The organism is Paenibacillus sp. SC116, from assembly GCF_024733555.1.
Lineage (GTDB): Bacteria > Bacillota > Bacilli > Paenibacillales > Paenibacillaceae > Paenibacillus_B.
This window is the reverse complement of record NZ_JANIOF010000001.1, coordinates 2,217,611-2,232,035: the sequence shown is the minus strand read 5'-3', so window position 1 is coordinate 2,232,035 and position 14,425 is coordinate 2,217,611. Positions and strand designations below refer to the sequence as shown.

The window sequence follows — 14,425 nt, the reverse complement described above, 5'->3', positions numbered from 1 at the left end:
AGAAGTAGAAGTAGAAGTAGAAGTAGAAGTAGAAGTAGACAGTGGACAGTGGACAAAAATGCAGTTATTTAAGGCGAAAACTCACAAATTGGAGCCAAAATGGACAAAAGTGCAGCTAATTTGAGACATAATCCAAATTACACAGGTATAAGGCAAAAATAAATGTATTTTTGCGGATTTGGCATGAAAAAGAGACGATTATCGGAAAAATACCTGCACTTTTGTCCGAATCAGTGGGCTTAGGGTAGTGTTTGAAGTTCTAAGTTCTAAGTTCTAAGTTCTAAGTTCTAAGTGTACGCAGCAAGGGATTGCGCATCCCAACTGCACGCACGCTGAAAAAGGCTTGTGGTCCCCAGCATGGGCTAGTCCACAAACCTTTTACTTATTCTTCACCTATGCTTCAATTACAACATAACGGTTGCATCTGTTGCCTACAACTGATAGCTACTAGTACGCATGATGGTTACGCTTGATAGCTACGCCTGATAGCCACGCCTGATAGCCACTAGCTACAACTCATAGCTACACTTGATGGCACGCTACATAGTGCCGCGGAAGTACTTCACGATATTCCGGTACTTCGCGCGAGCAGCGCTCCGTGGCTACCGGACAGCGCGTGCGGAAATGGCAGCCTGAAGGCGGTGAGAGTGGACTCGGGATCTCGCCTTGCAGCACAATGCGCTCCTTCGCTGCTTCTACATCGGGGTCAGGCACAGGAATGGCAGACATGAGCGCCTTCGTATACGGATGAAGCGGTTCACAATATAGTTTATCGCTGTCGGCAAGCTCTACTATTTTTCCTAAATACATGACGGCTACGCGATCGCTAATATGCTTTACCATCGAAAGGTCATGCGCAATGAATAAGTAAGTTAAGCCGAGTCGTCCTTGGAGATCTTTCAATAGATTGACGACCTGTGCCTGTATGGATACATCCAGCGCGGAAATAGGCTCGTCGCACACAATAAATTGCGGATCGACAGCTAGCGCTCGGGCGATACCAATGCGCTGGCGCTGGCCACCTGAAAATTCATGCGGATAGCGGCACGCATGTTCAGGACACAATCCGACCTGATCCAGCAGTTGTTCAATGCGTTGCTTGCGCTGCGCCTTACTGCTTGCCAACTGATGAATATCTATCGCTTCACCGATAATTTCGGAAATAGTCATCCGTGGATTAAGCGAAGCGTAGGGATCTTGGAATATCATTTGCATCTGGCGCCGAGCAGCTTTTAGTTTCTTATGATTCAACTTATAAATGTCGGTTCCGTTGAACGTAACGTTTCCAGCTGTAGGCTCATACAGCCGCAGCAGGGTTCGGCCAACGGTAGACTTCCCACAGCCAGATTCGCCAACTAAGCCTAATGTCTCTCCTTTCCAAATGGAAAAAGTCACATCATTAACAGCTCTTAGCAATCCTTTACGCTTCACGTGAAAATATTTTTTCAATCCGCTAACTTGCAGCAAAGGTGAGATGTTTGTCATCCGACGACCTCCTTCGCTAACGGGTGCAGCTGCCAGCATCGAGATACATGTGACTCACTAAGCGCTGTTGAATTGGGTTCTGCCTCTTTGCATATCTGCATGGCCTGCTCGCAGCGGGCAAAGAAACCACAGCCGGCAGGCGGCTTTAACAAATCAGGCGGCGTGCCATGAATCGCGATCAGTGGCTCATCCTTCGCCTGATCGAGTCGCGGCAGGGAGCGCAGCAATCCCTTCGTATAGGGGTGCTGAGGGTTTTTGAATATTTCCCACTTCGTACCTGTCTCGACGATCTTTCCCGCATACATGACGATTACTCGATCGCACAAGTCAGCGACGATGCCAAGGTCATGAGTGATTAAAATGATAGATGTATTGAACTTATGCTGCAAATCTTTCATAACACGAAGAATTTGGGCTTGGATGGTGACATCTAGCGCGGTTGTTGGCTCGTCCGCAATGAGCAGTGAAGGCTGGCAAGCAAGTGCAATCGCAATCATCGCCCGTTGTCGCATACCGCCGGAAAATTCATGCGGGTATTGGGCGTACCGGGATGAAGCATTTGGGATGCCGACAAGCTCTAGCATTTCGATGGCTTGCTGCTTGGCATCCCGCATACCAATTTTCTGATGGCGACGGAGTACTTCCGAGATTTGCTTGCCTACCGTCATTGTCGGATTCAATGATGTCATCGGATCTTGAAAAATCATACCAATTTCCTTGCCGCGAATTGATTGCATTTCTTTTTCTTTCAATGCCAGCAAGTCACGACTTTTAAATAGCAGCTTTCCATTTTTAACAAAGGATGGAGGGGTAGGTAGCAGCCGCATAATGCTCTGTGCTGTTACGCTTTTACCACATCCCGATTCACCTACAATGGCTACGGCCTCGCCAGCATCAACATGGAAAGATACGCCCCGTACTGCTTGTACTTCGCCATCCCTTACCTTGAAGGAAACTTGTAAATTCTGTACTTCTAATAGTGGGGTAGTTTGCTGCATATGGTGCTCACCTCCATTATTTTTTCAGTTTAGGATCAAGTGCATCACGCAAGCCGTCACCAAACATATTGAAGGCAAGCATCGTTAAGCTGATCATGATGGCAGGAAATAGCATGCGCCAAGGGTAGAGCAGCATGACCTTCGTTCCATCGTTGATCATCGTTCCCCAAGAAGCTGCAGGTAGCTGGACACCCAATCCTAGGAAACTGAGCACAGCCTCGCCGAAGATTGCTGCTGGAACCGCCATGGTAAGCATAACGATAATGGGGCCGAGGGCGTTGGGCAGCAGGTGGCGAAATAAAATGCGAATGCCAGATGCACCTAATGATCGTGAGGCGAGTACATATTCTTGATTTTTGAGTTGAATAATCTGACCCCGAACTATCCAAGACATATTGATCCATCCTGTAAGGCAGAACGCCAATATAATCGTAAATAGGCTGGGTTCAAATACAACCACGAGCAGTATCGCTACTAGTAAATCCGGGATCGAGTATATGATTTCTGATATTTTGTTCATGATGTCGCCGATTCGTCCACCGACATAACCCATGATGCCGCCATAGATGACGCCGATAATCAAGTTAATGAAAGCTGCAACGAAGCCAACTATGAGTGAAATACGTGCCCCCATCCAAGTACGTGCGAACATATCACGTCCAAGATCATCGGTTCCAAACCAGTGCTTTTCAGAAGGGGCGAGACTGGTGGACATCAAATCGTTTTTTGAAAAATCATAAGGAGTTAGCCAAGGTCCGATAATGGCCAGCACAATGAGAATAGTTAAAATACATAGTCCTGTCATGGCTGTCCAATTGCGGCTTAGCCTGTACCATACATCTTTCCACGCTGATACGCTAACCCGATCAATGGCTTCCGCTTCCTGATGATCGACCACTGCTTTTTGAAAATGGTCAGACGTAAGGGTAAGATCTGCTGCACTAGCATTTTGATGTTGAGGGGTCATGCGGCACCCTCCTTTCGTTTGCCAAGCTTAATTCGAGGATCGATGAATCCATAAGCGATATCTGTGAGTAGACGAGCGGTCATTAAAATAAGACCGTAAAATATCGTAATGCCCATAATGAGCGAGTAGTCGCGATTGCCAATGCTTTGAACATAAATTTTGCCTAATCCACCGATTCCGAATATTTGCTCGATAATGAAAGAGCCTGTAATAACGTTAGCGGTGAGCGGACCTAGAAAGGTGACGACCGGCAATATACCATTACGCAGCACGTGACGGCGCATAATCGTCCAACTATTAAGCCCTTTTGCACGTGCTGTCTTAATATAGTCAGAGTGCAGCACTTCAAGCATGTTCGATCGTGTCAGTCTTGCAATATAGGCGATAGGCATAGCGGAAAGTGCCAGTGTTGGCAGTACGTAATCTTTTGCTTGCGCAAGCCCAACGACGTTGAACATCGGGATGCGAACGGCGAATAGCCATTGCAGTATAGCGGCCATAACAAAGCTTGGAACGGATACCCCGAGCACAGCGATGACCATAGAGGTCGAATCCATGAGCTTGCGATGGCGAAATGCAGCTGTCATGCCTAAGGTGACGCCGATAATGACAGAAGTGAAAATAGCTGAAATGCCTAATTTGAGAGATAATGGAAAAGAATCACGGATGAAGTCTATGACGGCGCGATTTGCGAGTTTCATGGAAATGCCTAAATCACCAGACAATAAATTTCCCAAGTAAGTGATGTATTGGACATATAAGGGCTTATCCAATCCGTACTGGGCTAGTAGGCGAGCTTTCACATCAGGAGGAACGGCTTTCTCTGATATGAAGGGATCGCCAGGAATCGCTTTCATCAAGATAAACGTAATTGAAGAGAGAACGAGCATGGCTAGGAAAAAAAATACGAATTTGTTTAACATATATCGAAACATCACATGAGATCACTCCCTTGCTTAATCGAGTAGTTGTGCTAAGACACTTGTATTTATGTGTAAAAGCGGGATACAGGCGTTGTGCTGCCTGTATCCCGACTTGCGGGTGATCTAATGAGCCAATTACTCGACGTAGCCGCGAGCAAAGTGGAAATTGGCAAGTGGATCTACATATACGTTTTTAATGTTAGGTTTGAGGAGTTGGGCAGTAGCGTTGTAGTAGATTGGCAATATCGCCATCTCTTCTTCAATAAGGATTTTTTCAGCGCTGGCTAGCAACTCTCTTCGTTTTACTAGGTCCAATTCTTTCTTTGCAGCTTTCACGAGATCATCGTATTTTTTGTTACTAAAGCCAATATCATTGTTGCCGCTTCCAGTTGTATATAGATCAAGGAATGTCATCGGGTCATTATAGTCTGGATTCCAGCCCGCACGAGCAACAGAATAGTCAAGTGCTGAGCGCTGATCTAGGAATACCGTCCATTCTATATTTTGCAGTTTTACATCGATGTTTAAATTTTGTTTCCACATATCCGCGACCGCCTGACCTACTTTTTTATGAAGATCATTCGTGTTGTAAATGAAGGTGAATGCAGGCATTTTATCAAGGCCAGACTCTTTGAGTCCTTCGGCTAGCAGCTTCTGGGCCTCTGCTACATCTTCCTTGAAGTAGTTGCCATCCACTTGGTTGCGGTACTCGTCATCGACAATATTGATACCTGGAGGAACGATTCCGAATGCTGGCTTCTGACCTCCAAGTGTAATTTTTTCAGTTATCAGTTGGCGGTTAATCGCCAGAGACAATGCTTTACGAACTTTCTTATTATCAAATGGCTTCTGCTTGTTGTTGAATAAGTAATAATAGGCTGCTGCTAGTGGTTTAATGGCAATCTCATCTTTCTTCGTTTGCTGTAGGATCGGAATTTGCTCACTTGGAATACCGCCATTGATCGGTGGTCCAATATAATCGAGCGCATTTGTCTCGTACATATTCAATATGGCATTCGTGTCTTCGATCATGACTGCTGTAACTTTTGTCAGTTTAATCTCATCACGTTTATGATAGTGCTCATTTGGAACAAGCTCGATCTGTGAGGAATGTGCCCAAGATGAAACCTTAAATGGCCCATTTGAGATTAGCGTATTTGCTTCATTCGCCCATGCAGGGTTGTCCTTAGCAGATTTGTGCACTGGGAAGTAGGTTGTAAAGGCAGTTAAATCAAGGAAATAAGGTGTCGGATTTTCAAGTTCGACTTCAAGTGTGTAGTCGCCCGTTGCTTTCACACCGATTTGATTTGGATCGGTTATTTTTTTTGTAAAGTAAGCTTCACCATTTTTAATGTAGTACAGTTGGTAGTTGTAAGGTGATGTTTGCGGAAGAGTCGGATCGAGTACTCGCTTCCATGCATATTCGAAATCATGTGCGGTAACGGGATCGCCATTAGACCATTTGGCATTTTGTCTAAGTGTGAATGTATATTTTTTGCCGTCCGGTGAGATGTCCCATTTTTCGGCTACGCCTGGTATTACTTTACTATCTTTATCTGTGCTTGTTAGACCTTCAAATGTGGCAAAGAGCATCGTTATTGAAGTAACGTCCTGAGCTAGGCCCGGGTCTAACGAAGGGGGTTCGGTGCCTATGTTGAAGCGAAATTCTTGTTTAGCAGCTGTTTCCTTTGATGGATCCGTCTTCGTTTCGTTATTTGGTTTCTGTGCCTCTGGTTTGTTCGCCTCAGGAGTCGTGGAGCTTGTGCAGGCGCTTAGAAGAGCACTTACTGAAAGCATTAGTACGACCAATACGAACATCGTTCGTCTCTTCATCGTTAATCCCCTTTCATCCATTTAAATAGTGTACCAAGTTCAAATGTTGCTGGTAGGCTCTGTAGAATAAACTGATTCTTGGTTAGTCCCTATCATATGTACAAACGTTCATCTACATGTTTGAAATTTATTCACTATATGAAATGAAATATAGATCGAGGAAATTTGACAAAGTTCATAAGTTATAAAAATACTAGGTTCGACACCATTTACTAATAGTAGATGGAAAGTTGTGGAGTGTGATGAAAATTAAACACTAATGTAAATAAAGTACAAGTTTTGAAAAAAACACAAGAAAAACACATGAAGATGTTACGATACTGCCGACAGATATTTTTCCTATGATAGGTTGATTCTTATCCGATACACAACACTTTAATGGTGTGGGGAAAAATGTAGGTAGAGGAGCATTTGGGAATATGTTGTTGTATGTGCTTAATGGAGGTGAAAATAGTGCTTACGCGCCTTCCTGTGAATGGCCATATGCTCTTGTACCATCTATGACGCATCGAGAGAGACATCATTCAACGTAAGTGAACGTTGTGTACACTTTTTATGAAAAGGGGCAATCTACATGTCTAGTCGGTCCACGTATCGTAGTATTTCATTCATGTTATCTGTTGTTTTAATGTTAGTACTCACATTTCCCATCTCTGAACAGGCTTACGCACAAGCAAACATGCAACCGACAAATGCCACAAATGGCCTTTTCCAGCATGCCTACACCTTTGAACTACAAGATTCGGACTATGAAAAACTCAAGATTGGGGATTTGGACAACAATAAAATAAAAGACTTTGTTGTCCTAACTGGTTTAGAAAAACTAGTTGTTTATAAAAATTATGGAGATGGTACAAGCACGAGAGAAGCTATTGCTGGAGCGCCTCTTTATGGTGTGTGGAATATTCAAATCTCTGATTTGAATGGAGATCAGAATGCAGAAATTTTATTAAATACAGACAGTGGAATTTTGATATATGGACTTAACGCAGATGGGAAGTATCATCTAGTGAATACAGTAGCTACAAAATCGTATAAATTAATAGTTTTAGATTTTAATAATGATGGAATGAATGATATTATCGCGGGCAACTCTAGCTCTTTACATTATTTAAAAGGAGGAAACGATTACACCTTTACTGAAATCGGCAAACATCAATTAAACCCTGCAGGGACTACCTATTACCCATTTCAACAAATAGTGGCAGGTGACTGGAATAATGATGGGTTCGTCGATTATGCGGCATTAGTTAATATTTCGACAAGAACCTATATAGTGAAATTTGTTGGTTATGGAGATGGGACATTTCAGGAAGTAGCCCCGGATCATGGTATGGATGGGATCAGGTCTTTACAAGTAGCGGATGTAGATAACGATGGATATGATGATTTAATTTACGATATGTATAGTAGGCATAGCGGAGTTTCCATAGGGATAGCTAACGTTAATTATGGGGATGCTGCAGCCCCCTTTACACGGAATGCAAAGATTAAGTTTGACCATCCTGGTTATGGTGTGGGTGTGCGGCATATAGGGAAGCTTAATGCAGATGAATATCCCGATTTTGTGATAGGAAATCATGTGGATGCACAAATATCCTGGAATGATAAAGGACAGCTTGCAACCCCTCCTGTTGAGTTAGGATTAAGAGTAGACGAGTACACGGATTTTGATGGGGATGGTCGATCAGATCTTATTCATAAGAAATATCCCCATGTAATTCACGTATACTTGAATAAGATTTTATCAGGGAGCATTCAGTTTGAATCCAGCGAATTATCGATATCTGAGATGCGACGCTCAGTACGAGTTAAGGTTGTAAGAACAGGTAAAATCAATCGACCTACTTCCGTGACCTATGAAACGAAGAGTGGTACAGCATCAGCCGGAATTGACTATTCCTATCAACGAGGGACTTTAGAATTTAGAGCTGGCGAGACCGAGAAGTGGATTTCTGTTCCTTTACTAGGAAGCGACATACCGAATGAAGGAAGAAGTTTTTCAATTCGGCTGTACTATCCAAATGGTGGAGAGATATTAGGCACTAACAGAAATATGAAAATTAACCTTCAACATGATCAAGCTTCCCCCCCTAACGATAATGCTCCATTTTGGCCGAAACAAGAAGAGCTAGCTGTTCGTGATGTGTCTGCTGCATCGATGACGCTTGTTTGGCCCAAGGCTATAGATCCGAATGGAATTGCTGCTTATGAAATTCGTGAAGTGAACCAAGCGCTTGCACCTGTCTCAGTGGCAGCTAGTGTATACAGTCATACATGGACATCAGGTTTGCAGGCGGGTAAAACCTATCACTTCGAGGTACATGCAAAAGATACACTCAATCACGTCAATGAGCCACTGTCAGCTGCGGTAACGATACCTGCAAATTCAACCATACCCGAGCCTACTGCAACCTATCACTTAAAACCTTACCATCAGCATAAGTTTGGAATAGGAATTCCATTCATTGCTGATGTAGATGGAAATGGGATCGATGATTTTATCTCGAATACGCCTCAAGAGCCACGGCTTATTCTCAGTTACATGGGAGGTGAAGCGGTAAATAAGCCATTTTTAGGATACAATAGCTGCGAAGGCGTACCTGAAAAGCGGGTAAATTTGAACCATAATCGCAAGGATGACATTATTTTCAAAAAAGGGAATCAACTTTGCATTGCTGAAACAGGGAACTCTGAAGAACGCTTTGAGAAAAAGGCTATCCTAACGCTGCCTTCACTACAAGCTTATGTTTTAGAGGATTTTACAAAGGACGGAGTGTTGGATTTACTCTACAGCACAACTGATTCTAAGCTCGTGCTGTTGCAGGGTGGACCGAATTATTCGTTTACGGAAGTAGCGCGCTCCAACACATTAAGTTATTTATACAAACCTACTGCTGGTGATTTTAATAAAGATGGACATCTAGATATCGTCGCTCCTTCCAATGGAGGTATTACTCTTATATATACGAATCAAGGAGACGGCACCTTTATAGAGTCAACGGAGCTGCCGCATTTACGCTTATCCCAAATTCATGTTGCAGATTTTGATAGAGATGGCTTCGATGACATCGGGGCGGTAGAATCGAGGAAAATTCATATTTACTACGGTGATGCTACTTCCTCATTCGTAAGAAAAAGTGCTATCGAAGAGATGAATCCATATGCCAATCTGAAAAACTTCTTAGTGATAGATTACAATTTTGATGGTCATCAGGATATATTTTACCGGGATTTTAAATCATTTAAAGTAGCATTTAATGAAAAAGGGAACTTTGCAGCACCTACTTCGGTGCAAACGTTACTATCAGATTATGCTGATACTGCTGTGGGAGAATTTACAGGTGATGGGAAAAACGATGTTTCGATTATAAGTTCTGGCCATTCTGGAAAAGCCGATCAGTCCTTACTAACAGCTGATCATTCCGCAAGCAAGCTTCAATTTGAGCAAGCGGCTGTGAATACTCGCAAGCAGGATGGTCATGTTCAACTAGTTATTAAACGTACAATTGATCGCCAAAGTGTAACGAGCGTTACTTATCAAACGGAGGATGGCACAGGCGTAGCTGGAGTTGATTATGAGGCTTCGACGGGTGTGTTGAAGTTTGCAGCGGGTGAAACCGAGAAGACGATACGAATTCCGATGATTGGCAATGATACACCCGATGCAGATCGCAGCTTCACCGTAAAGCTGCACTCACCAACACGCGGTGCGAAGTTAGGTGAACAAAGCAACACAGTCGTAACGATAAGAGACAAGGGAGCGAAAGCGCCGCAATGGCCAGTCGGCGCGACCTTGAAAGCATGCGGCTTGACTCCATGTAAGCTGAAGCTATCATGGCCGTTGGCTGTCGGAGATGGAGCAGCGATTTCACACTATGAGATACGTGAAATGAATGGGGCGCTGCCTGCTGTTACCGTGACAGGAAATGTCTATACGTACAGTGGGACTGGGCTGCAAGCAGGCAAAACGTATCAGTTTGAAGTAAAGGCAATTGATACGAAGGGTTTGTCCAGTGTGCCGTTAATGGTCACGGTTATACTGCCCAATGCACCTGTACCACGAGTTGCCCCAAGCATTACTTCATCAGTGTTCTCCTTGAAGCAGACAAAGTTGTAGAAGGGAAATGCTGCCATCTTTGCAACCGGAGACGAAAACGGCACACGATTCATGACAAGTGAAGTTACGATAACACAATATAGTTGTACTTAATAAAAAAGGCATCTTGCTCCTATTAGCATCGAAATGGAGCAGGGTGCCTTATTGTGTGAAAAGAGTCGTATGCGAATCTAGTAATATGACATACTGTTGCAGGCTCGAATTGATAGGGAAAAAGGGGTTCATTGTAACATTTTCACTAGTTTTGACAATATCATATTTTGATCATTTATATATGCTACTATACTGACGAAAGCTATTATTCTCCGAATTTTCTATATCTTTTACTCCCTGCTAAAACATGTAACACCTACGAACACCTCGTATTTGACATGACCTATTACAGCATGAACTCACTTTACGCATCGATGCTATTTTACATTCATAATCGGAATAGCCATTTATCAATTAAGTAAAGGAGATTTCTGCATGCAATGGAAATGGATGATCTCTGCTCGGCGTCAGTTCGCAGTAACACTTGCTTTTTTCATGGTTGTATCTTTGTTTCCAACTTCTTTCGTTGTAGAAGCAGCGAGGATCATTGATAACAAAAAAAGCAGTAATTACTTGAATTGGAAAACGCTGAAATTGAATGAACGAGTACGCAGTCAAGTTGCTGGGAATCTTGACAATGCAGGTCATGCAGACTTCGCGGTTATTACGGAAGATAATCTGCTTGTCATGTACTACGTATCGTCAGATGGAACGCTTACTCGCCAACCGGTGGCTGCCAAGCAGGCGGACCCGAATTTAGAACGACTACATATCGCGGATTTGAACGGCGATCAGATTGGAGAGGTTTTGGCTTTTGGTAAATCCCAAATTGAGATTTTTGGTAGGGACACAACTGGCTCGTATGTGCTAAAAAGTACAATTCCAATTTCCCCCCTCTCCGCTCAGGTAGTTGAAGATTTTAATAAGGATGGCATTACAGATTTGATTGTAGTTTCGGATACTAAGCTGCATTATTTACGAGGATCAGCTAACCTCGCTTATCAGGAAGTGGGCAGCTATACTCACAAAGGAGCTACGAGTACTTCGGCTGTAAGCATAAAAACAGGTGATTGGAATAACGACGGTCATCTTGATTTCATCTATTGGGTGTACGGACAACAGGCGGTTCTGTTTAAAGGGGATGGACAAGTGGGGTTTACCCATATCAAAGATTTGGACATTGACTTTTTTGTCACCGATGATATGAATCAGGACGGATTTACAGACATTATCGGCTATAGTGTTGTTGGATATGAACCGAAATACGCTGTGTATTATGGGGATGCTGGAGGACAATTTACACGTAAGTCTCCAATCGGATTTGTAAATGAATATTTAAATATGTATAGTACCGATGTGAATCAGGATGGCTATCCCGATCTCGTGCTTTATGATCCTTCGAACTATTACTCTTACGTATTGTGGAATCGGAAAGGGACATACAGCGTGCCTGAACAAATCAATTTCTTAGGCTATCCGTATAAACCAAGCCAGAAGTTGGACTTCGATAAAGATGGAAGAGAAGATTTTGTTTCACGACAAGATTATTACACGTGGGAAATCATGATTTTGAGAAATCAAGATTTTTCAGGCCAGGTGCAATTCAGCCAGGCTAAGCAGGAAGTAGATGCGCATCAACAATCGGTGGAAGTGCAGGTGCAGCGTATAGGCGGCAATTCAGGTCTTACATTGGTGGAATATGAAACGAGTGACGGTACGGCTAAGTCAGGCGTCGATTATGTGAGGAGAGCAGGTGTTTTGGAATTTAGTAATGGTGAGACAACCAAATCATTGACGATTCCGATTATATCCGTTGATCGTATTGAAGACACTCGTACGTTTTCGATTCAATTAAAAAATCCAACAAGCGGTGTTGCACTTGGGGATCATCGGAAAATGAATGTCGATATTCGTTCCAACGCATCTGTGCCGCACTGGCCTAAGGGAGCAGTTGCTGACATAGCGGATGTCACATCCAACTCAGTGACGGTCGTTTGGCCGCAGGCGCAAGACAGCACGGGCATTCAATCTTATGAAATTAGCGAAATAAATCAAGCGCTGGCCCCGATTTCTGTTACGAAAGAAGTATACAGTTATACATGGGGAGCAGGTCTTGTACCCGGGAAAACGTATCATCTTCAAGTGAAGGCGAAAAATGTGAACGGGAAGTTCAGTCAAACATTGGCGGGACATATTACGATTCCGTCTAGCAATACCGCTTTAGCAGCTCCATACTATCGCACAAATTCTGTAAATTTCCGCAATCTCCCAAGACATTACGAGATGAATGCAGTAGACAGCAACGGTGATGGATTCGATGAGTTGTTTGTCTATGACCAGTCCGTCACGATGATAATGAAACCCCTATCCAATCAATCTTGGCTGTTCAATGGAAGGCTGCCTATCGGGCAATCAGGTGAAGTTAATTCAAGTGAAGTTAACTATCGTGCTCATTTGAATAGAGATCAAAAAGAAGAGTGGTTAGCCCCAGGTCCTATAGGTATCCGCATCATTAGTGAAGGTGCTTCTTTAGATTACGAACAGGTGGCAGAATTGCAGTTAGAGCCCCACTATGACTTAAAGGTGGCTGATTTTACGAATGATGGGATTGCCGATATCATTTATATGAATTACGGTGCGGAGCTTATCATTCTCAAAGGCAATGGCAGTTATGGATATACGGAGATCTCCAGGCAGCGACTTTCTCATCATGGCGTGCAGATATTAGTCGGAGATTGGAATGGTGACGGCTTGATGGATATGGCTGCATCTGATGGGAACTTGCATCTATACAAGAACAAGGGAAATTACACCTTCGAAAAGATAAAAGAAATTCATAGCCCGACAACACCTCAAGCAGCGGACTTCAATGGCGACGGATATGATGACATCGTTACCTTCCATTGGGGCTCAGATGTGTTTGTCTATTACGGAGATGCGCAAGGTACCTTCGATGGCAAGCCGTATCGCTACACTCCTCCGTATGGAGTGTATGAGATTCATTTGGCAGACTTGAACAATGATTCAAATAAGGATTTCGTGCTCGTCTATTTTTCTGGAGTAGAAGCAGTTGTGAATCAAGGGAAGGGCATTTTCCAACCGCAAGGACTATATGATGAGATGATGTGGCTAGGCTCTCGTTATTTAATGGGTGATTTCAATGGCGATGGCAAAGATGATATTGGTTACAGGCGGGAAAATTACAGCGGGTTCACTTTGTACGATAACATGTTGACTTCGAGCTCTTTGCAGTTCAGCAATGCTTCACAAAATGTGCAGGAATCCGCGGAGTACGTACAAGTGAAGGTGAAACGCGTTGGTGATCGCCACGGTGTCACGAGCGTTGTTTACGGAACGGAAGATGGAACCGCATTGGCAGGTGTGGATTACGCTTCCTCTACGGGTACACTGACATTTGCAGACGGTGAGACGGAGAAGACAGTGAAGATTCCGTTAATCAAAAATGGCAAGATGGATACGAATCGTACGTTTAAAGTGAAGCTGCAATCACCAACACGCGGTGCTAAGTTAGGACAACATCATCAGTTGGAAGTCAATATTCGTGATGATATCAATCTCGCACCTACATGGCCCATCGGTGCGAAGTTGAGCGTAAGCGATGTAACGTATCGTTCCTTTACGATCTCTTGGCCGAATGCGGTCGATTTGGATGGCATTGCATCATATGAAATCGTGGAGCGGGATGGGGCATTAGCGCCAGTATCTGTAGCAGGAAATATCAATTCTCATACTTGGTCGTCTGGGCTTACGCCAGGCAAGTCGTATCGTTTGCAAGTGAGGGCAAAAGATAAGAAAGGACTGATAAGCTGGCCGCTTCAAACTTGTGTGACGGTGCAGGCTTGCGTGAAACTGCCTCAGCCATTACCAAATGTAAACACACCTATTGAACAGCCAGTGGGACCTCCTTCTGTACATCAGCTTTATGTGGTTCCTAAGTGGCTGAACGATACGCAGTTAAATGTAACGATGCGGCGAGTGATTCGCTGACAGTAGCTTAATTAGCAAGCTATCCAACTGTAGGCGGGATAAACGGAATAAGTTATTT

At 43.7% G+C, this 14,425-nt stretch carries 7 protein-coding genes; 2 read left to right on the top strand and 5 right to left on the bottom strand.

What is annotated here, in order from left to right; all coding sequences use genetic code 11:
• Positions 1-522: 522 nt before the first annotated feature.
• From NQ117_RS09625 to NQ117_RS09605, 5 genes are all read right to left on the bottom strand, one after another.
• Complete coding sequence (locus NQ117_RS09625; protein WP_258277737.1) at positions 523-1,485, bottom strand: ABC transporter ATP-binding protein; 963 nt, start codon at positions 1,483-1,485, stop codon at positions 523-525.
• Positions 1,482-2,483 carry an ABC transporter ATP-binding protein gene (locus NQ117_RS09620; RefSeq protein WP_258277736.1) on the bottom strand — a complete coding sequence of 334 codons (1,002 nt, stop codon included), beginning with the start codon at positions 2,481-2,483 and terminating at the stop codon, positions 1,482-1,484. Before NQ117_RS09620 ends, NQ117_RS09625 begins: the two co-directional genes overlap by 4 nt.
• A gap of 16 nt (positions 2,484-2,499) precedes the next feature.
• Positions 2,500-3,450, bottom strand: coding sequence for an ABC transporter permease (locus NQ117_RS09615; protein ID WP_258277735.1), 951 nt, complete (start codon positions 3,448-3,450; stop codon positions 2,500-2,502).
• Positions 3,447-4,385, bottom strand: a complete 939-nt coding sequence (locus NQ117_RS09610; RefSeq protein ID WP_258277734.1) for an ABC transporter permease — start codon at positions 4,383-4,385, stop codon at positions 3,447-3,449. Before NQ117_RS09610 ends, NQ117_RS09615 begins: the two co-directional genes overlap by 4 nt.
• 123 nt (positions 4,386-4,508) lie before the next feature.
• Positions 4,509-6,206: a peptide ABC transporter substrate-binding protein gene (locus NQ117_RS09605; RefSeq protein ID WP_258277733.1), complete on the bottom strand. Its 1,698-nt coding sequence runs from the start codon at positions 6,204-6,206 to the stop codon at positions 4,509-4,511.
• A gap of 574 nt (positions 6,207-6,780) precedes the next feature.
• Between NQ117_RS09605 and NQ117_RS09600 the strand changes: the two genes are divergently transcribed.
• Together NQ117_RS09600 and NQ117_RS09595 are read left to right on the top strand one after the other, a co-directional pair.
• Positions 6,781-10,326: an FG-GAP-like repeat-containing protein gene (locus NQ117_RS09600; RefSeq protein WP_258277732.1), complete on the top strand. Its 3,546-nt coding sequence runs from the start codon at positions 6,781-6,783 to the stop codon at positions 10,324-10,326.
• Between the two features lie 468 nt (positions 10,327-10,794).
• Positions 10,795-14,367: an FG-GAP-like repeat-containing protein gene (locus NQ117_RS09595; RefSeq protein ID WP_258277731.1), complete on the top strand. Its 3,573-nt coding sequence runs from the start codon at positions 10,795-10,797 to the stop codon at positions 14,365-14,367.
• Positions 14,368-14,425 lie beyond the last annotated feature (58 nt).